Annotated in this window: 20 protein-coding genes and 1 riboswitch; of the genes, 3 read left to right on the forward strand and 17 right to left on the reverse strand. The window is 60.4% G+C overall.

Annotated elements, in window-relative coordinates; all coding sequences use genetic code 11:
• Positions 1-6: 6 nt before the first annotated feature.
• Positions 7-1,227 carry a M20/M25/M40 family metallo-hydrolase gene (locus tag ASG19_RS16260; protein ID WP_062459583.1) on the forward strand — a complete coding sequence of 407 codons (1,221 nt, stop codon included), beginning with the start codon at positions 7-9 and terminating at the stop codon, positions 1,225-1,227.
• Between the two features lie 60 nt (positions 1,228-1,287).
• Here the strand turns inward: ASG19_RS16260 and ASG19_RS16265 are convergent, their stop codons facing one another.
• On the reverse strand, positions 1,288-2,211 hold the full coding sequence (locus tag ASG19_RS16265; RefSeq protein ID WP_062459585.1) for an AraC family transcriptional regulator: 924 nt from the start codon (positions 2,209-2,211) through the stop codon (positions 1,288-1,290).
• 122 nt (positions 2,212-2,333) lie between these two features.
• Between ASG19_RS16265 and ASG19_RS16270 the strand changes: the two genes are divergently transcribed.
• Positions 2,334-3,371: an NAD(P)-dependent alcohol dehydrogenase gene (locus ASG19_RS16270; protein WP_062459587.1), complete on the forward strand. Its 1,038-nt coding sequence runs from the start codon at positions 2,334-2,336 to the stop codon at positions 3,369-3,371.
• Between the two features lie 60 nt (positions 3,372-3,431).
• On the opposite strand, the gene ASG19_RS16275 is transcribed toward ASG19_RS16270, so the two are convergent.
• Genes ASG19_RS16275 through ASG19_RS16310 form a run of 8 tightly spaced genes read right to left on the reverse strand, consistent with a single transcriptional unit; the run spans position 3,432 to position 9,822 of the window.
• On the reverse strand, positions 3,432-4,385 hold the full coding sequence (locus tag ASG19_RS16275; RefSeq protein ID WP_156466533.1) for an aliphatic sulfonate ABC transporter substrate-binding protein: 954 nt from the start codon (positions 4,383-4,385) through the stop codon (positions 3,432-3,434).
• A 33-nt stretch (positions 4,386-4,418) separates the two neighbouring features.
• Complete coding sequence (locus tag ASG19_RS16280; RefSeq protein ID WP_156466534.1) at positions 4,419-5,123, reverse strand: ABC transporter ATP-binding protein; 705 nt, start codon at positions 5,121-5,123, stop codon at positions 4,419-4,421.
• On the reverse strand, positions 5,120-5,914 hold the full coding sequence (locus ASG19_RS16285) for an ABC transporter permease subunit (RefSeq protein WP_244476197.1): 795 nt from the start codon (positions 5,912-5,914) through the stop codon (positions 5,120-5,122). Before ASG19_RS16285 ends, ASG19_RS16280 begins: the two co-directional genes overlap by 4 nt.
• Entirely contained in the window at positions 5,911-6,711 is an 801-nt protein-coding gene (thiD, locus tag ASG19_RS16290; protein WP_062459595.1) for a bifunctional hydroxymethylpyrimidine kinase/phosphomethylpyrimidine kinase, read from the reverse strand. Before thiD ends, ASG19_RS16285 begins: the two co-directional genes overlap by 4 nt.
• Positions 6,708-7,367, reverse strand: coding sequence for a thiamine phosphate synthase (gene thiE, locus ASG19_RS16295; protein ID WP_062459598.1), 660 nt, complete (start codon positions 7,365-7,367; stop codon positions 6,708-6,710). Before thiE ends, thiD begins: the two co-directional genes overlap by 4 nt.
• Positions 7,357-8,097, reverse strand: a complete 741-nt coding sequence (locus ASG19_RS16300) for a hydroxyethylthiazole kinase (RefSeq protein ID WP_062459602.1) — start codon at positions 8,095-8,097, stop codon at positions 7,357-7,359. The genes thiE and ASG19_RS16300 overlap by 11 nt, the downstream gene beginning before the upstream one ends.
• Positions 8,097-9,041 carry an ABC transporter substrate-binding protein gene (locus ASG19_RS16305; protein ID WP_062459605.1) on the reverse strand — a complete coding sequence of 315 codons (945 nt, stop codon included), beginning with the start codon at positions 9,039-9,041 and terminating at the stop codon, positions 8,097-8,099. The genes ASG19_RS16300 and ASG19_RS16305 overlap by 1 nt, the downstream gene beginning before the upstream one ends.
• Before the next feature lie 16 nt (positions 9,042-9,057).
• Positions 9,058-9,822: an ABC transporter permease gene (locus tag ASG19_RS16310; RefSeq protein ID WP_062459608.1), complete on the reverse strand. Its 765-nt coding sequence runs from the start codon at positions 9,820-9,822 to the stop codon at positions 9,058-9,060.
• Between the two features lie 133 nt (positions 9,823-9,955).
• Positions 9,956-10,058: riboswitch (TPP riboswitch) on the reverse strand.
• A gap of 160 nt (positions 10,059-10,218) precedes the next feature.
• On the opposite strand from ASG19_RS16310, the gene ASG19_RS16315 reads away from it, so the two are divergent.
• Positions 10,219-10,464: a DUF2934 domain-containing protein gene (locus ASG19_RS16315; RefSeq protein WP_062459613.1), complete on the forward strand. Its 246-nt coding sequence runs from the start codon at positions 10,219-10,221 to the stop codon at positions 10,462-10,464.
• 106 nt (positions 10,465-10,570) lie between these two features.
• On the opposite strand, the gene ASG19_RS23585 is transcribed toward ASG19_RS16315, so the two are convergent.
• The 8 genes from ASG19_RS23585 to ASG19_RS16355 form a co-directional block, all read right to left on the reverse strand.
• Positions 10,571-13,114, reverse strand: coding sequence for an EAL domain-containing protein (locus tag ASG19_RS23585; protein WP_162238154.1), 2,544 nt, complete (start codon positions 13,112-13,114; stop codon positions 10,571-10,573).
• 232 nt (positions 13,115-13,346) lie between these two features.
• Positions 13,347-13,931: an SCO family protein gene (locus ASG19_RS16325; RefSeq protein ID WP_062459616.1), complete on the reverse strand. Its 585-nt coding sequence runs from the start codon at positions 13,929-13,931 to the stop codon at positions 13,347-13,349.
• Positions 13,931-14,428 carry a copper chaperone PCu(A)C gene (locus tag ASG19_RS16330; protein ID WP_062459619.1) on the reverse strand — a complete coding sequence of 166 codons (498 nt, stop codon included), beginning with the start codon at positions 14,426-14,428 and terminating at the stop codon, positions 13,931-13,933. Before ASG19_RS16330 ends, ASG19_RS16325 begins: the two co-directional genes overlap by 1 nt.
• Before the next feature lie 44 nt (positions 14,429-14,472).
• Positions 14,473-14,868 (reverse strand): hypothetical protein, encoded by a 396-nt coding sequence (locus ASG19_RS16335; RefSeq protein ID WP_156466535.1) that lies wholly within the window; start codon positions 14,866-14,868, stop codon positions 14,473-14,475.
• Between the two features lie 144 nt (positions 14,869-15,012).
• A complete protein-coding gene (gene ugpC / locus ASG19_RS16340) occupies positions 15,013-16,077 on the reverse strand; it encodes a sn-glycerol-3-phosphate ABC transporter ATP-binding protein UgpC (RefSeq protein ID WP_062459626.1) in 1,065 nt (354 codons plus the stop codon).
• 17 nt (positions 16,078-16,094) lie between these two features.
• The gene (locus ASG19_RS16345; protein WP_062459629.1) at positions 16,095-16,943 is read right to left on the reverse strand and encodes a carbohydrate ABC transporter permease; all 849 of its coding nucleotides are present in this window, start codon (positions 16,941-16,943) and stop codon (positions 16,095-16,097) included.
• On the reverse strand, positions 16,936-17,835 hold the full coding sequence (locus ASG19_RS16350) for a sugar ABC transporter permease (protein WP_156466558.1): 900 nt from the start codon (positions 17,833-17,835) through the stop codon (positions 16,936-16,938). The genes ASG19_RS16345 and ASG19_RS16350 overlap by 8 nt, the downstream gene beginning before the upstream one ends.
• Positions 17,836-17,947: 112 nt before the next feature.
• Positions 17,948-19,255 (reverse strand): extracellular solute-binding protein, encoded by a 1,308-nt coding sequence (locus ASG19_RS16355; protein ID WP_062459634.1) that lies wholly within the window; start codon positions 19,253-19,255, stop codon positions 17,948-17,950.
• Positions 19,256-19,432 lie beyond the last annotated feature (177 nt).

Consider the following 19,432-nt stretch of genomic DNA (forward strand, 5'->3'; position numbering starts at 1 on the left):
ATGACAATGGACCCGAAATCCCTCGTGGATCGGATCGACGAAAAGGCCTGCCTCGATTTTCTGTCGAAGATGGTTCAGCACAAGAGCCATTCGGAGACGGAGGGCGAGAAGGTTCTGGCGCGCTGGATGGCGGCTGAGCTTGCAAAGATCGGCGTCGAAGCCGAGCTGCAGGCCTTTGACGATGGCCGGCGGTTCAACACGATCGGTCGCCTGAAAGGCCAAGGCGGCGGCAAGAGCCTGCTGTTCAACGGCCATCTCGATACCAATCCGGTCACCGAAGGCTGGACGGTCGATCCCTATGCCGGGCTCGTCGACGACAAGTTCATCTACGGTATCGGCGTTTCCAACATGAAGGCCGGCGATGCCGCCTATTTCTGTGCGGTAAAGACGCTGCTCGAGGCGGGCGTCAAACTCAAGGGCGACGTGATCCTGACCTTCGTCGTCGGCGAATTGCAGGGCGGCGTCGGGACACTCGCTGCCATCAAAAGTGGCGTGAAGGCCGACTATTTCATCAACAGCGAACCGAGCGACCTCGTTGCCGTCACCATGCACGCGGCAGCGCTGAGCTATGTCATCGAACTGACCGGCGACACACGGCACCTGTCGAAGCGCGAGGAATCCGTCGACGCGATCGCCGCCGCCTGCGACATCATCCCGCGCATCAATGCGATGACCTTCAGCGGTGCCAGAAGCGATGTCCACCGCTCGATCAACCGCGGCCATGTGGGCGTCGTCCACGGCGCGCTCGGCCGAGACCTCGAGGAATGGCGTCCGCCGCAAGTGGCCGACTTCGTTCGCCTGAAAGGGTCGTGCCGTTATGCGCCGGGCCAGACGCAGGAAGGCGTTCTCGCCGATCTGGCCAATGAGTTGCGCGCGCTCGAAGGCCGGTTCCCGGGCCTGAAGGCGAAGCTGGTTCCCGAGATGATCGAAGGCCGCCCGCTGATGCCGCCCTTCGAAGTATCGCCGGATAGCCGTATCGTCACATCAATCAATGCGGCTTATGAGGCCGTCCGCGGCGAAAAGCAGCCGACGGGCGCGATTACGCCGACGCGTTTTTATGGCACAGACGCCGGTCATCTCTACCATGAGCTCGGCATGGAAGGCATCGTCTGCGGTCCCGGCGGTCGTTACAACACCATGCCGGACGAGCGCGTCGACATCGTTGATTTCCTCGACATGATCCGCGTCTACATGCTGACCATCATCGATATCTGCGAAGTGGCCTGAGACCCGGTCTCCCGGGCGTATCGATCGCCCGGGACACCCGACTTGCTGACGCTGGCTCACTCACGCAGCAGCAACAATCGATCGGCCCCGGATCCGTGCCGCCATGCGGTAGGCGCGCGGTGTCAGCCCGGTTTCCATCCGGAAATAGCGGTTGAAATTGGAGAGGTTGTTGAAGCCTGCTTCAAAGCAGACGCCGGTGATCGGCATCTCCGTTTCCGCCAGCATGGTCCGAGCGCGCCAGACCCGGACGGAGCGGCTGTAATGGGAAAAGTTCATTCCCGTGAGGCGTCTGAAGGCGCGGGAAAATGCGGAGGGCGCTAGACCGACCATATCAGCAACCTCATGCATCTGCTTGACCGGGTCGGACTGCAGGATCTGGATGGCCTGGTCGATCCGCCGATGCCGTTTGTCGGACACCTCGTTGTAGAATGATATGAAATGCTCGCTGGCGAGCAGGCGCTTGCGGGGAGCGGCCTCGATCTCGTTGAGGATCTCGAGGAACAGCGTCAGCCCGCCGCGACCTTGGGTTTCGTGCAAGCGGAGAACCTTTGCCCCGATCTCCGCTGCCTCCGGTCCGAGAATCTCGACCCCGCGCGCGGCAAGCGAACTCAGTCTGTGGAGCACATCAAATTCAGGGCACACATTCCGGATGCCGATCAGCGCGTCCGCATCGAATTGCAGCACCAGATCGCGGCCGGGAAGCGAGGGGGCGCCGGGCGAGATCCAGTTATGCGGCAGATTGGTTCCGGTGAGGATCAGATGCTCGGATTTAAACGGCCCCACATAATCACCGACATAGGCAAAACCCTGGCCCTCGGGAATATAGTGGATCTCCCATTCCGGATGATAATTCCAGACGCCAACCGGGTTCGGATAGTCGTCGCGGCGGATGAGATAGGACATGCCGCCGGGCAAAACGATCTGCTCGCGCATGGCCGCGTGCGAAACAGGCTGCGCCAAATTCCGTTGGTTTGTTGTCGCCATCCCGTCACCTTGCACCGCAACATGTCAAAATAATACCAGTTGAAAGCAAGAAGCCAACTAGTTTCATGTCGTAGGAGCGTTCACAGTGGCGATGTCTGCGGCATGGAAGAAAGATAAAGATCATGAAAGCACTAGTTCTCGAACGCGTCGGCGAGCTTACCCTGCGCGATATCGACCTGCCGCAAAACCTTGGCCCTGACGACGTCCGCATCAAGCTGCACACCGTCGGCGTGTGCGGCAGTGATGTCCATTATTACACGCACGGTCGCATCGGCGATTTCGTCGTCAACGAGCCCATGGTGCTGGGCCACGAGGCTGCCGGCACGGTGATCGAGGTCGGCGCCAACGTCAGCCACCTGAAAAAAGGCGACCGTGTCTGCATGGAACCCGGCATTCCCGACGCGAATTCGCGGGCGTCGCGGTTGGGGATCTACAATGTCGATCCCGCAGTGACATTCTGGGCAACGCCGCCGGTTCATGGCATCCTCGCCCCGGAGACCGTCCATCCGGCAGCATTCACCTACAAGCTGGCTGACAATGTCTCGTTTGCCGAGGGAGCGATGGTCGAGCCCTTTGCCGTCGGAATGCAGGCGGCATCCCGCGCCCGCATCACGCCCGGCGACACGGCTGTTGTCACCGGTTGCGGCACGATCGGCATCATGGTGGCGCTGGCGGCCCTGGCTGGCGGATGCTCGCGCGTGCTGATTTCCGATCTGTCGGAAACCAAGCTCAAGCTTGCCGAGACCTATGACGGGATTACCGGCGTCAATCTGCGCGAGACCGACATCGTGACAGCCACAAACAACGCCACCGACGGCTGGGGCGCGGATATCGTGTTCGAATGCTCCGGTGCGCCCGCCGCCATCCGCGACATCTTCAAGATCGTTCGCCCCGGTGGTGCCGTCGTGCTTGTCGGCCTGCCGCCGGAACCCGTCCCGGTCGATATCGCGGCCGCCTGCTCGCGCGAATGCCGGATCGAGACCGTGTTCCGCTACGCCAATGTCTTCGACCGGGCCCTCGCACTGATAGCGGCCGGCAAGGTGGACCTCAAGCCGCTGGTGTCCGACACGTTCCATTTCGACCAGTCGATCAAGGCGTTCGAACGGGCGGCGGAAGGCCGGCCGGAAGACGTGAAGCTGCAGATCGTCATGGGTGAATGATTGCCGGCGTGGAAGTTTTTCGGGCGGCGACCTCCAGATCGAAAACCGGCTCGTCGAGATTTATTTCAGCTCGACGACGCCGGCGGCAATGTCGGGCATTTCAGGAATGATCCCGCTTTTGGCGTACCACTCAGCCACGGCATTGATCTGCTTTACGGCCGATTGCGAAACGGCTGTCGTCGGCACCGCATTGTTTTCGCCGATCTTCGCCCCGAGTTCCGCCGGTACGTTCATTTCCTTCGCCCAGATCGCCCCGGCCTCCGGCTTGTTGGCGACTGCCCAGGCGTTTTCCGCTTTGATGACATCGAAGACGAGCTGCAGCTGATCGGCCTTGTCCTTGGCGAATTCGCGGCTCGCGACAAGAACGACAGCGTTGTCGGACCTGATGGCGGCGCCATCGGCGATGACCGTGCCGTCATAGGCCTTTTCCGCGATGGTCAGGAACGGATCCCAGGTCGCCCAGGCGTCAACATGGCCCTGGCTGAAGCTTGGGCCACTGTCGCTGGGGCTGAGATAGACGCGTTCCACGCTTGCAGGATCGATGCCGTTCGTCTCCAGACCGCGCATCAGCAGATACTCTCCCGTCCCCCCGCGGTTCACGGCCACCTTCTTGCCCGCGAGGTCCCTGATGGTGGCGATGCCGGAACCCTTCGTCGCCACGATACCCTCAGAGCCTGACGCCATCTTCTGATAGGCAAAGATCACCAGCGGGATCCTGGCCGAGAGGGCTGCAATTGCCGAGGTCGAGCTGCCGGCGGTGATATCGATGCTGCCGGCGTTGAGCGCTTCGAACGCAGGTGCGGCCGCCGGGAACGGGCCCGCCCACTCGACCTTGATGCCTTTTGCGGACAGCGCCTTTTCCAACGTTCCGCGGGATTTGACGAGCGTGATGTCGTTGGGTCCCCGCAACCAACCGATCCGCACCACCTGATCGGCTGCCTGAACAGGAGGGGCAAACACGGCGGCGGCACTGAAGAGGATGACAGCGGCAAGGAATGTACGCTTGGAAATCATAGCTCAGTCCAATCTGCGGTTTTCACATGGAAGTCAGTCTTGTGTGGGGAGGACGCCGAGATCTTCCAGCAGCGCCGCTTCGATGCGGCCCGTTCTGCGGTCGTCGCGGCGGCGGGGGCGGTCGATATCGACATTGATTTCGCGGATGAAATGTCCCTGATCGAGCACCAGGATTCGGTCTGCAAGCGCCACGGCCTCCCAGACGTCGTGGGTGACGAGCAGCACCGCCGGACGATGTTTGCGCCACAGCGCGAGGACGAGCTCATGCATTCGCAACCGAGTCAGCGCGTCGAGCGAGGCAAAGGGTTCGTCCAGCAGCAGCAATTCGGGTTCACGCACGAGAGCCCGCGCAAGCGCCGATCGCTGTGCCTCGCCGCCTGAGAGCGTCAGTGGCCAGGCATCGAGCCGGTGGGACAGGCCGACTTCGTCCAGTGCCTGTGTGGCGAGCGTTCGGGCATCCGGGTGGCGCAGACCGAGCGCGACATTGTCGATCACACTTTTCCACGGAAGCAGGCGCGGTTCCTGGAAAACCACTGAACGCCGTGTGGTGAGCTGAAGCTTTTCGGCTGGAGCGGTGTCGAGACCGGCCAGAATGCGCAGCAGCGTGGTTTTTCCGGATCCGCTGCGGCCGAGCAGGGCCACGAATTCGCCGGGCGCCGTGGTGAGGTCAATGCCGTCGAGAACCGCCGCGCCGCCAAACGAGCGGGTGAGTTGCCTGATGTCGACGAGGGGGATCAACCGAACACCTCCGGACGCCAGCGCAGCGCATAAGCCTCGATCATGCGTACGAGACCATCGGTCAGCAGGCCTAAGATGGCGTAGACTAGAAGGCAGACGACGATGACATCTGTCTGCATAAAGTCGCGGGCATAGGAAATCGTGTATCCGATACCACTGGAGGCATTGATCTGTTCGCCGACGACGAGGCTAAGCCAGGCGACGCTGAGGCCGTATCGGACGCCCACGAGCAGCGAGGGCAGGGCGCCTGGAATGATAATATGGCGAATGATGCTTGTCGTGCCGAGGTCCATTGTCTGCCCCGCCTCGATCAGCTTCCTGTCAATGCCGCGAATGCCGCCGTAAAGGGTGAGGTAGATCGGAAAGATGGCGCCGAAGGCGACGAGCCCGATCTTCGGCATCTCGCCGATCCCGAACCAGAGAATGAATAGTGGCAGAAGACCCAGGAACGGCATCGCCTTCAGCATCTGGACCGGCGGGTCTATCACCGCTTCTCCGAACCGAGACAGGCCGGAGATCAGAGCCAGAACAATCCCGGCGACGAGCGCAATCGAAAAGCCTGCAAGCACCCGCAGGAACGATACGATCAGCCCGTTGATCAGTTCACCGGACGCGATGAGGCGGCTGGCTGTCGCGACGATGTCGCCCGGTCCGGCCAGAATGCGCGGCGACAGCAGTCCCGTCATGCTGGCGATCTGCCAAATGACAAGGAGGGCAACCGGCGAGGCAAGCCGCGACGCGAACTGCGCGAGGCGTCCGGCCCTTGCAGGACCCTCGATAGCTCGGCTCATGCTGGCCACCATTTGTGGAAGTGGTGGACCGGGCCATGCCCGCCGCCGATCGAGAGGTTTCTCCCGGCAATGAGAGCGTCCTGAAGATAGGTCTTCGCAGCTCCAACGGACTCGTGCAGCGAGAGGCCGCGGGCGAGGCCGGCGGTGATCGCCGCCGCAAGTGTGCAGCCTGTGCCATGGTCGTTTTTCGTATTGACACGGGCTGCCGAGAACTCCGTCACGCCTGACTGGTCGAAGAGGAGATCGATGCTGTCGCAGCCGCACCCGTGACCGCCCTTCATCAGCACGGCACGGGCTCCGGCGTTGAGGATGATCTCCGCCTGACGGGTCATGTCGGACCGGGTTTCGGCGACCGGCATGCCGGTCAGCAGTGCAGCTTCCGGCAGGTTCGGCGTCACGATCGTCGCTTTCGGCACGAGGCTGGCGATGAGGGCGGAGATCGCATCTTCGCGCAGCAGCCGATCGCCCGAGGTCGCGACCATGACGGGATCGAGGACGACGGGACCGCTAAAGTGTGTCAGCCCCCCGGCAACCGCGTGGATTGTTTCGCAGCGGGACACCATGCCGATCTTGATCGCATGGACCTCAATATCGGCGAGCACGGCGCGCATCTGCTCTCGGATCATCGTCGCCGAGATGTCTTCGACGGCGCTCACGCCCCGCGTGTTCTGGGCGGTCACGGCGGTGATGACGCTGGTCGCGAACACACCGTGTGCGGAAAATGTCTTGATATCGGCCTGAATGCCGGCACCTCCGCCACTGTCGGAGCCGGCGATTGTCATGGCAACGGATGTCATCGCGTCACCTCGCTCAGGGCATCATCGACCCTGCCCCGAAAACTGCGGCAGGCGTCTGCAGGGTCCGGTGCGCGAAAAATCGCCGAGATAACCGCGACACCGTCGGCACCCGCTTCGATCACGCTTTGCACTTGTTCGAGCCCGATGCCCGCGATCGCGCCGACGGGGAGGGCCGGATCAAGTTGTCGCAACCGTTCGCGCAGATCCCGCAAGCCTTCGAGGCCAACCGGTGGATCGGGGTTCTGTTTCGACAGGGTCTCGAACACCCCGCCGATACAGGCATAGCTGGCCTGAGCTCGTCCGGCGCGTTCCGCATCTGCACGTGTTTTGACGGTGAGGCCGATGATGGCGTCGGGGCCAAGCAGTTGGCGTGCGATCGCGGCATCCATGTCATCAGCGCCCAGATGCACGCCGTCGGCGCCTGCAGCGAGCGCCACATCGACGCGGTCGTTGATCACAAGCGGCACGCCGGTGCCTTCAAGGGCGGCCTTGATGCTTTTGGCCATGGCGATCATCTGCCGGGTGGAGCCGGTCTTGTCGCGGTACTGGATCAGCGTCGCGCCGCTTCTCGCAGCCAGCGCCGCGAGACCGACGAGGTCGCCGACATCGGTGAGACCAGCATCGACGATCGGGTTCAGTCGGTAATCAAATCTCATGGCCGATCCTTCCGTGCAGGCTGAGTTCTTCGGGCGTGAGCGCTGACAGTGCATCCAGGAAGGCAACGGCGAAACTGCCGGGGCCGTGCGCGTGCCCGGCGGCCTGTTCGGCGGCGACGCCGGTCGTCGCTAGTGCCGCAGCAGCCGCAGCCATGGCTTCCGGTTCTACGGCCAGAAACGCTGCGATGATGCCACCTGACAGGCAACCAGTCCCGGTGACATCCGCCATCCATCGATGGCCATTCCGAACAGCGGCGGTTCGCGCGCCATCCGTCAGGCGGTCGTGAGCGCCGGTCTCGATTTTCAGTGTTTCGCCTATGTCTCCGAACAGCGCCATCTCTGCGCTGTTGCCGCGCAGCACTGTTGGGCGGCGGGCGATCAACGTCTTTGCAAACTCCAGCCGCACGGGGGAATAGTCGCTATGCACGGGATCGAGGACCCAGGGTTTTCCGGCCTCTTTGGCGACCTCGACTGCCAGTTCGATCACCTTGCGGCGGTCTGCATCCAGCGTGCCGAGATTGACGACGAGGACATCAGCCTTGGAGACGAAACCGACGATTTCGTCCGGGGAGGAGGTCATCGAGGGGATGGCGCCGATCGCAGTGATGCCGTCAGCAACGAATTTCTGCACCACGGTGTTCATCAGGCAATGGACGCGTGGGCGCCGGGCCCGCACACGTGCCAGGAGATCGCCGGCCTGTTGCGGCGTCGGGGAATTGTTCATTGTCATCACCGGATTTCGATCGCTAGATCTTCGACCGGCGGCGCCTGCGGAATGAGGCCGCTCGCGGCCATGAACTCACCGAAGCGCTGGTAGCGACCCCGATCCAGCGCTGCAGGCCGTTTGGCGAAACGCGGCAGCGTGTCGGTGAACGCCTGACGATTGAGCGGGTCGTCGAGGTTGGGATAGGCCTTGATGAACAGTTTCCAGGCATCATCGGGGTGATTGGTCAGGAAGATTGCAGCCTTCTCGACGGCTTCGAGAAAGCGGGGCAGGCGAGGATCTGTCGCCAGCCCGTCGCGTGTGACGAAGATCAGCTCGTCATAAACGGGAACGCCGTGTTCTTCCGGAAAGAAGGAACGGCCCTCGTGCCCTTCGATCCGCATCTGCGTCAGTTCGAAGTTTCTGAAGCCGCCGAGCGTGGCGTCGACCTTGCCGCCGATCAGCGACGGTGAGAGGGCGAAATTGACGTTGATCAGTTCGACCTCGGTAAGCCCAATGCCTTCGCCCTCGAGCATGCGTTTCAGCATCGCGTCTTCGAAACCCGTGACGGAAAAGCCGACCTTCTTGCCGCGCAGGTCCTTGAGGCTCTTGATCGGGCCATCGGCGAGAACCGTTACCGTGTTCAGGGGCGTTTCGACCAGTGTACCGAACCGCTTGAGCGGCAGGCCGGCTGCACGATCGAGATAAAGGTTCGGCTGGTAGTGGATGCCGATATCGGCCTGACCGGCGGCAACGAGGCGTGGCACCGTCGACGGGTCGGCGGGAGGCACCAGCTCGACATCGAGGCCGGCGGCTTTGAAATAGCCGTTTTCGGCGGCAATCACGAGCGGCGCATGGTCCGGGTTCGCGAACCATTCGAGCATGACGGTGAGCTTTTCTGCGGCATGCGTTGCGGATGCATTCATGCTGGCGGATATGGCAATGGCAAAGGCCAGAAACATGCGTTTCATGGGTGGTCGTCTCTCCTCACGATGATAACTGTGTCTGTGGTTCGGTCTCGGTCGCCCACTGGGGGCGTCCCCTTGTGAGACGGTCGAAACCCAGGCGCAGCGCGACGCTGGTCAGGGCCAGGATGGTCATGGCTGCGAAAACGATGTCGGTCTGCATGCGGGCGTTCGCCTGAACCATGACAAAGCCGAGCCCGGCTGAAGCCCCGACCCATTCGCCGATCACGGCACCCAGCGGCGCGAGCGGCACGGCGACGCGCAGACCGGACACGAGCGCCGGCAGCGCAAGCGGTGTTCTGAGCCTCACAAGGATCTGCCAGGGCGTCGCTCTCGTCAGCGCGGCGGCTTCCAGGATCGCCGGTTCCGTCCGCCTCAGGCCATCTGCGAAGGAGGAGGCGACCGGGAAAAAGATCACGAGCGTCGTCATCATCACTTTGGACGCCATGCCGAAACCGAGCCAGAGCACCAGGATGGGCGCGAGCACGAAAACCGGAAAGGTCTGCAGGATAAGAATGATCGGCCAGACAAGCCTGCCGGTGCGCGGAAATGCAACGACGAGAAATGCGACCGCCGCACCGAGAATGCTGCCTGCGATGAGACCTGCAAGGATTTCGCTTAGGGTGACGAGCGTGTGGTGGGCGAGGAAGCCGCTTTGACGCGCCAATGCCTGCACCACCGCGAGTGGTGACGGCAAAAGATAGCGCGGCAGTGAAAAAACCTGAACGGCAAGCTGCCAGCTTACGAGCAGCAGAAAAAGCCCGAGGGCTGCGAACCGGGAGTGCATGTCAGTGCCGCGGCGTGAAACCGTCGAACCGCATTCGTCCTATATGGGAATCTCTCGAGAGCGTAAGCATGGCTGATCTCCTGACCTTGACATCATGGAGATCCAGGCGAGCGGAGAATAAGAAAGAGGTGCGGTATTGCGCCGTTTCCGTTCCTACGCCGGTATGACCCGGATCAGGTTCAAGGGTCCGGCTCACCGCCATCTCAGCACCGTTCGATGCTCCCCTCGGAATGACGCCAAGGTTGGACAAAGAAACGGCCTTTGTCAATCGCTTGCGATCGCTGTCCGGCAGAGCCTGCGCGGCGAGCTGACAAAAATTTTATTGTATGTCATCCGCCTCCCGGAAACCCGGGGCCCGTCCGCTGGTTATGTCTTCGCAACTTAGGAGGAGCAACCATGACCGATAGAGAACAGGAACAGCGCGAACGGGCCTACAGACTGTGGGAGGAAGAAGGCCGTCCTGAAGGGTCCCATGACGATCACTGGAAGCGTTCCGAGCATCCAGCCGACATGTCGGATCAGGAAAGCGACGATGTGACCAAGGTCAACCAGCAGGCTGATGCCGCGTTTGGTGGAGAGAACGATGCAGCGGCCGACGATGCCGCCACAATCCGGCCTCCGTCGTCAGTCGCGCCGGACTGACGACGACCAGCGGCAGTCTGGATAGGTATCAGACCTGCCCTGCACGAAAGGGCTTGGCACAACACCTCGAAATATCGGCTGCCGATAGTTCGGCCGTCGACACACTTCAGCCGTCGCGAACACCGTTCGTCCGGTCCACTTTATGCGTCGTCGGGGGATCGAGAACCTGACCGAAACACACGACGGCCACCCGTTTTCCGGTGGCTTTCGCCAGATACATATAGTCGTCAGCGCGTTTGACATAAGTTTGCGGCGTGTCTTCGGCCCTTAGGAACGTAACGCCGACCGCGGCACCCGTGAATGTCACCTGGCCATCGATGGGGATCGGCTTGAACACCCTTTCCATCGTTTCCTGAATATGGGTCTGCATATCGCCCGCAAACTTGCGATCCATGTCGAGAAGAATAGCAAACTCGTCTCCTCCGACCCTGGCGATGAAATCCGTCGCTCGGAAACTTTCGCGAAGTCTCGCCGAGATCGTTCGCAGGACTTCGTCGCCTGCGGAATGCCCCAGACTGTCGTTGACGATCTTGAAGCCGTTGAGATCGATGTAGGCGATGGCGAGCTTTCTGTCATTGAGCAGGTTGCGGGCAACCTCTCCGGCAACAACCTCATCAAAACAGGCTCGGTTTGGGAGTCCTGACAGGGCATCGGTCTGCGCGGAGGTTTTCAGAGCGCTTTCGATAGCGCGCTGCTGCCTGACGCGGGCAGACACATCGACAATGACCTCCACATCGAATGAAACGCCATCGACGATCGTGCGTTGCGCAGAAATCAGGGTTGGGATGATCGTACCATCTGAATGAGCAATTTCAACATCTTCGAGCTCGTAGGCGCCGTCCTCGCGCAACAGCCGGTGCCGTCTGTCGCGGGCGGGATTGTCGATCGCGGCACCCTCGGAAATCAGCTTCTTTCCGTTGATCTCGTCCCATTTCAGGCCGGTGAGCTTCAGATAGGCATCGTTGACTTTGACGTAGCTCGAGGTTTTCGTGTCGCTCGTCGTGATGGCCATGGCAATGGGCGCGGACTCAAACATCCTCATCAGCATCGAGATCAAGTGTTGCGTCGGCAGGACATCAGCTTGGTCCGGATCATGCCAGACATGAGGAGCCTTCACGGATACTTTCCCGTCCAGCGGGACCTCCGTGGGCACGATCTCGGTGATGGTGCCGTACCATTTCACGATCTTGCCGGTCGCATCGCGATGAGGCTTTGCTCGACTGACCATCCATCGCCAGCTGTCGTCGTGCAGACGCATGCGAAACCTGGTTTCAAAGGGGTCGCCGGATGGCAGCCATCCAAGCCATTCCCGTCGAACCCGCAAACTGTCGTCCGGATGCATCCGACCGTACCAGTCCGCGATCCGGTCACGCATCCTGGACATCGTCGGGTCTGGCGTTGGCCCCATGAAATTGACAATGCCTTCGGCATCGCTCGACCAGGGAATGTTGGGGCTGAGTTCGATCGACCATCGTGCGTGGTCTTCCGTCTCGGTCAGCGCCTTTTCCATCGACTTGTGACCGGTAACATCGATCGCCGTGACCGAAATGCCGATCGGCTCGCCGGCGTCGTCATCGACCCGCTGGTTCACCACGAGGAGAATGTTCTCACTTCCGGGCGGACGATATTCGTCCACAATCAAAGGCTCGCCCGCAAGGACTCGCTGAAGATCTTTGGTGACCCGGCGCGCCTCTCGTGCCGGCATGAAACTGTGAACGGTGAGCCCGATCATCTGCTCGGGCGTTAATCCCAGCATTGCAGCGAACCGATTGTTTACACTGACATGGCGCAAGTCTGAATCGAGAAAGCAGAGACCGACCGGTGCCGCCTCATAGAGCGTTTCCAGTTGATGGACCCGTTGGAACAGCGAGCCGGTTCCGCGGCGTTCCGTGAGTGGCTTCTGCTTGCTGACAGCGAGATGCCGTTCTGTCGCATCACCGTCGACAGGTCTGCCAAACAGCCACCCCTGTCCAACGTCGCAACCAAGACGCTTCAGCATTTCTGCTTGTTCTTCGGTTTCAACGCCTTCGGCAACAACCGTCATGCCAAGGCTTTGCCCCAGCCCAATGACCGAGGCGACGATTTTCCGGCTGCCGCTGTCATGCTGCATGGAGCGCACGAAGCTTGTGTCGATCTTCAGTTTGTCGAAGGGGAACGCGTGAAGCCGCGTCAGGCTGGCAAAGCCGGTCCCGAAGTCGTCGAGGGAGATGCCCATGCCGGCAGACTTGAGCGATGCAATGTTTTCCCGGACGACTGTATCGTCATCGAGCAGTGCGCTTTCCGTCATTTCGATATGGATCCGGTTCATCGGAAACCCGGTTTCCGAGATTATCGAAGCCAGAAAGTGGAAGAGGTCTGGGTCCTGAAACTGCGTCGGCGACAGGTTGATCGCGAGGACAAAGTCTCCCCTCCAGCTTGCAGCTTTGCGACAGGCATCCTGGACGATCTTTTGCGTCAAAGCGCCAATCAGATTGCTGGTTTCTGCGAACGGAATGAAATCTGAAGGTGCGATGGCACCTGCTTCGGAATCGGTCCAACGCGCAAGAACCTCAAAGCCGATGATCGCACCGCTCTGCAGATCGACAAGCGGCTGAAATGCCGGCCAGATCGCATCGGTTGAGAGGGCTTCGGAAAGTCGTCGCTTCGACAAAATGCTGTCCTTGGCGGACGCGGGTCCTTTCGTCAAAACCTGCTGTGCAGATTTCCGATTTGCCGGACCGATATGTCGACCAGAGATCATGGCACTTTCCACACTTGCGGAAAAGCAATGTCAGAGACCGCTTAAGAATAGATTAGCATGGCTTAATTTAAGAAACGATGCGTATCTGTCGGCATCTACATTGGTTCGATGGCCGCCATGAGCTATGGCCCCGCTCGTGAGACTACAGGAGCGCGCTGCGGATCTTGCTGATGGCGACGTCGGGATCCGAGCCATAGGGAATGAGCCCCTTCAACCGGCCATCCGCACCGATCAGGAACAGATCCATCGTGTGGCTCATGGAATAGCCGCCACTCTTGTTCGGCTTCTTTTCCGCGAATGCGCGCCATCCGGCGACCACCCGCCGGATCTCTTCAGGCGCTCCGGTCACCCCCGTGATCCGGTCCGAAAAGGCGGTGACATAGCCGTTCATGATGTCAGGGGTGTCCCGTTCCGGATCGACCGTGACCAGGTAGCTTTTGATCGGCAGGCCATCTTCACCCAGTTCCTTGAGGTATCCAGCAACTTCATAAAGCGTCGTCGGGCAGGCTTCCGGGCAATGCGTGTAGCCGAAATAGACCAGTGACGGGTTGCCCTTGAAGATCGACTGATCGACCGCTTCTCCCCGATCGTTGATCAGAGAAAACGCGGTATTGAATGTGGTGTTTCTTGGCTCATCCTTGAACGTGAAGAAGAGGACTCCGACGAGGACAGTGATGAAGATTGCCGAGATCGTTGTGGCAACCAGCATGAACGGGTTCTTCGTCATCAGTCGTGACCTTCGTGAGCGGCGTGAGGCCTTTGCGCACCGGCAAACGGTCCGACGGCAAACTCGACCTCGATCGGCCCGGCCTTTTCAAAGATGAGCGTGACCGCCAGCGTCTCGCCCTCCTTGAAAGGTCTAGAGACATTCGTGAACATGAGATGATAGCCACCGGGTTCCAGCTTGACGGTAGACTTGGCCGGCACGGGGATACCGTTGTCCAATTCCCGCATTTCCATCACGGCGCCGGTCATCTTCATCTCGTGGATCTGGACTTCTTCGGCACGATCAGACTTCGCACCGACAAGCCGATCGGCCGCGCCGGCGTTGTTGATCGTCAGGTAACCCCCTCCGACCTTTGCCACCGGCAGCATGGCGCGGGAAAAGGCGGATTCGATCGTGATATTACCGGTCCCGTGTGCATGCATGTGCTGGGAAGATGCGGTGCCAGGCAGCATCAATGCCACGGCCGCTACAAGAAATTTCGCTCGGATTGTCGACATGGGTATTCGCCTTCGATGTAGCAGAATCGGTTTTGCTTATTCCGTCAGCTACGAAGAGGGGGCCCTCTGGCCGAGGTGCCGATCAGCAGGACGAACCGAGAAAGGCTTTCGTTGGATTGCCAATGCGCGTGCACGATCTCGCGCAGGATCGGCGCACCCAACGTATCTGTCGGCAGTGGCAGTATTGATGCCGTCACATGCCGGCAGGCGTCGCAGGAGATCTTGCTTTCACCTTTATCGTGATGCGTTTTCCCGGCTTCCGAGGGAAGGCAAAGATCAGGCAGACTTCCGTCCGGGAGGATGTAGGACGCAATCGCGATGGTCTCGATCGAGCGCGCATTGGCGGTCGGATGGGAATTGGCAAATCCGAGCAGCAGAAACGCAAGGCTGCAGAGAATGCGCAACCCTACCTGTCTAATCTGCCCAAAACGCCGGATCATCTCGCCTATCAGCTCATCATGCAGCCCAAGGTCATAATGAGTTACGGCAACCCATGCAATGCGTTGCAACCACGAGGACATTGTGACGCAGATGAGCCGCGCGGGCACACGACCCGCCCGATCACGTGCAGCGCTGAATTGGCGTCAGAGGCTCACGCCGCTTTCCCGGTCGAAGACGTAGACGAGGTTTTTGTCGATGCCGGCGCGAAACTGCGTTCCGTGTCGCACGGGATGGTCTCCATCGACAATGGCGGTCATCTGCTGGCCAGCGAATTCAAACAGCACATGCGTCTGCGCGCCCGTCGGTTCGACAAGCAGCGTTTCGCCGCCAATGTTGTCGCCGCCGGCCGTCAGGTGTTCGGGGCGGAGCCCGAGCTTGACGCTCTGGCCGCGACGGACCTTGCGTAGCGGTGAAATGTCGATTGCGGATCCTTCCGCCAGACGAACGACCGGTCTGTCGTTTTCGCCGTCGATCGTGCCGTCGAGAAGGTTCATCGCGGGTGAGCCGATGAAGCCCGCGACGAAGAGGTTGGCGGGTGTCCGGTAGAGCTCCATCGGCGTGCCGACCTGCTCGATGCGGCCGGCGTTGAGAACGACGATCCGGTCGGCAAGGGTCATCGCCTCGATCTGGTCATGCGTCACGTAGATGGACGTCGTGCCGACCTTCTGGTGCAACGCCTTGATCTCGGTGCGCATCTGGACGCGAAGTTTGGCGTCGAGGTTGGAGAGGGGCTCGTCGAACAGAAACACGGCTGGATCGCGCACGATCGCCCGTCCCATCGCGACGCGCTGTCGTTGCCCGCCGGAAAGCTGGCTGGGCTTGCGGTCCAGAAGATCTTCGAGCGCCAGCATGCGGGCTGCTTCTCCGACGCGGGTGGCGATGTCAGGCTTGGTGACACCGGCAAGCTTGAGGTTGAAGCCCATGTTCTCGCCGACCGTCATGTGCGGGTAGAGCGCGTAGGACTGGAAGACCATGGCGATGTTGCGTTCCCGGGGCGTCATGGCGTTGACCACCGTACCGCCGATCGTGACTTCGCCGTCGCTGATGTCTTCAAGCCCCGCGATCATGCGCAGCAGCGTCGACTTTCCGCAGCCCGACGGCCCAACCAGGGCGATGAACTCGCCGTCATCGACCGACAGCGAGATATCGTGAACCACCTGGAGCGCGCCGTAGCTCTTGCGAACGTTTGTAAGGCCAACCGATGCCATGATGCTAATCCTTCAATTCAAGACTTTACGGCGCCGGCGGTAAGGCCTGCGATGATGTGTTTCTGGGCCAGGAAGAAGACGATGATCGTCGGCAGGATGGTGAGCGTGATAAAGGCAAGCACCAGCTGCCAATCGGTGCCGAACTCACCGCGATAGACCATGATGCCGAGAGGCCACGGATATTTGCTCTCGGTGTTCAGCATGATCAGCGGCAGGATGTAGCTGTTCCAGCTGCTGACGAAGGTGACGATGCCCACGGTTGCCACGATCGGCCGCGATAGCGGCAACGATATGTACCAGAAGAAGCGGATATAGCCGCAGCCATCGACAAACGCCGCCTGAAACAGCTCTTCCGGCAGATTGCGGAAATAGTTGCGGAACAGAAGGATGCTCATGCCGAGCCCGAATGCGACCTGCGGCAGGATCACGCCCCAATAGGAGTCGAGCAGGCCAAGATCGCGAATGCGGATGAACAACGGGAGAATTGCCGTTGCTGCCGGAAACATCAGCCCGATCAGAAAGTAGTTCAGCAGCTGGTTTGAGCCGAAGAAACGGATATGCGCAAAACAGAAAGCCGCCATCGACGAGACGACGAGTGTCAGGAACACGGTAACGCAGGCGATGATCAGCGAGTTCATCATCTGGCGCCAGTAGCGCTCTCCAAACAGGATATCGACATAGTTGGACCAGACCCATTCGCTGGGCAGTCCGAACGGATTGAGCCGGAGGTCGCCGAGCGTCTTGAAGCCGCCTAATGCCGTGGTCACAAGCGGAACGAGCACGATGGCAGCGACCAGCGACAGCGAAACATAGACATAGAGGCGCGTTGCTGTGGACACGCGGACTGTGGACGATGTGTCAGTCATTTCGCATGAATATCCTTTTGTAACCGAAGGCGATCGTTACACAAATGACGAACAGGACGACGCCGACGGCGCTCCCCAATCCGACCTGCATGCGCGTGACGCCGTAGGTGTAGAGAAAGGTGACCATGGTCTGCGTCGAGTTCGACGGACCGCCGCCGGTCAGCGGCATGATCAGGTCGAACAGTTGCAGCGATCCGATGATGGCAAAGAAGACGGACAGGCGCACGGTCGATCCGAGCAGTGGCAAGGTGACGTAGCGGAATTTCTGCCAGCCGGTCGCACCGTCGATCTCGGCCGCTTCCATGACGCTCTTGTCGATCGACTGGAGGCCGGCGATGAACAGCATCATGTGAAAGCCGAAATATTTCCAGATGACGACGGCCAGCACCGCGTAGATCGCAAGATCCCTGTCAGCTAGAACATACGGTGTCGCTACGCCGAGAAAGCCGGCGATTGCGGCGAACAATCCATAGTCACCGTCATAGACGAAGCGCCAGATGAGACCGGCGGCCACGTCGGCCAGAACATAAGGTAGAAAGAAGATCAGCCGGAATGCGACGACGCCTCTGATCTTCTTGCCGAGCATCACCGCCAGCCAGATTGCCAGCGGCACCTGCAGCAGCAGGGACACGACGATGATCAGGCCATTGTTGATCAAAGCGGTCGAAAAGGCGGCGTTGTTGAACAGCACCTCGAAATTGCGAATGCCCACAAATTCGGTCGGCGTGCCGTAGCCGTTCCAGCGATAGAAACTGTACCACGCGGCTTCGCCCATGGGCAGGATCACAAAGAGCGTGAACAGAAGCAGGGCGGGCGGCAGGAAGATGATCAGCGCCGGCAATCGGCCACGCGCGGTCGGGCTTTTGTAGCGCACCTTTTCCGGCACACCCATGACGGAGGCGCCGCTGATCTTCGCGGTCATGTTGTTCATCCGGTCTATCCTTGTCGCACCAATTCAGAAGTGCCGTTGCCGGTGACGGCGCTGCCGCCACCGGCTTGTCGGCTTACTCCAGTTCGGTCGCGTCCTGGATTGCCTGCGCTCCCTCTTCGGCGGTCATCTGCCCGGCGAGAATTTCGACCGAGACATCATTGACGACGCGGCCAACCGATGGACCGAGATCCTGGTCGAAGAAGTTCTGGTGCCAGGTGGATGCGGCGAGCTGGTCGGCAGATTCCCGCATCAGCGGGTTTTTCAAGCCTTCCTCGGCATCGACAGCCGCAGGAATGATCATCCCTTCGGAGGCCATCTGCCGCTCCATCTCCTGACTGGTCAGGAAGCGGAGGAAATCGACAGCCGCCGGCGAAGCGTTCTTGCTGACGCCCCAGCCGTTCAGCCCGCCCAGCGTATCGGTGGCTTTGCCGGCGCCGCCTTCGACAATCGGGAACCCGAAGCGGCCGATGTTGTCGGCAGCAAGCCCCTTGCCGTCGCCGGCATTCTTGCGCTGGTTTGGCTCGGTATTTTCAAAGCCGAGAAGCATTGCAGCCCGTCCATCGCCGAACGCACCGAGCGTCTGCGGCCAGTTGGCGCCGAGATAGCCATTCTGGAAAGGCTGAAGCTTCCCGAGCTCTGCCAGTTGCTCGCCGGCCTTGATCACCGCAGGGTGCATGAAGCCTTCGCCTTCCTTATTCTTGGCGGCTTCGAACACCGCTTCGCCGCCATTGCGCATGACGAGGAAGCTCCAGTAGAAATGCAGCGGCCACTTATCGCCACCGCCACCTGCGATCGGTGCAATGCCGGCACCTTTCAACGTCTTGACCGCTCCCAGGAAATCGTCCCAGGTCTTGATGTCTTCGGCCTTGACGCCTGCCTTGGCGAACAACTCCTTGTTGTAGAAGAAGCTGACGGTCCCCATGCGGTAAGGGACGGCATAGATCTTGTCATCGAATGTCAGGCCGGCGACGGCGGCTGGCTTGTAGGTCTTGGCCCATTCGCCGCCGTTTGCGTTCATGGCCTCCGTCAGGTCCATCAGGGCGCCCGTCTGGGACTGCTGACGAAGAACGCCGCCACCCCAGCTGTAGAAGAAGTCAGGCGCCGCGTCGGACTGCAGAAGCGTCGGCAACTTGGCCTTGAACGCTTCGTTTTCGAGAAACTGCAGCTGGATATCGACATCCGGATGCTGCGTTTCATATTTCTTGGCGATGTCTTCCCACGTCTTGATATAGGCGGGTACGGTTTCGACGTGCATCCACTTGACGACCGTTTGTGCAGCAGTTGCCGTATGGGTCCCGAAAAGCGTCGAAAGTGCAGTGGCTGCGGCGAGCGCAGTGATCCGAACGCCCGTATAGGACGTTGCGTTGTGGTGATAGGTCATTCTTCCTCCTCCAAAGGGAAACAACCATCCTCAATTTTTCCCTTATGCGGATTAATTCAAACGACATTTACATCATTGTCAACCGCACCCGCTGAAGTTTTGCTCACATTGGCTTGACAAGAGGCAGTTCGTCGACGCTATTTAATTCGCGATCCGACATAAATATCGGAATCAAAC

The organism is Rhizobium sp. Leaf306, from assembly GCF_001423425.1.
GTDB classification, from domain to species: domain Bacteria; phylum Pseudomonadota; class Alphaproteobacteria; order Rhizobiales; family Rhizobiaceae; genus Neorhizobium; species Neorhizobium soli.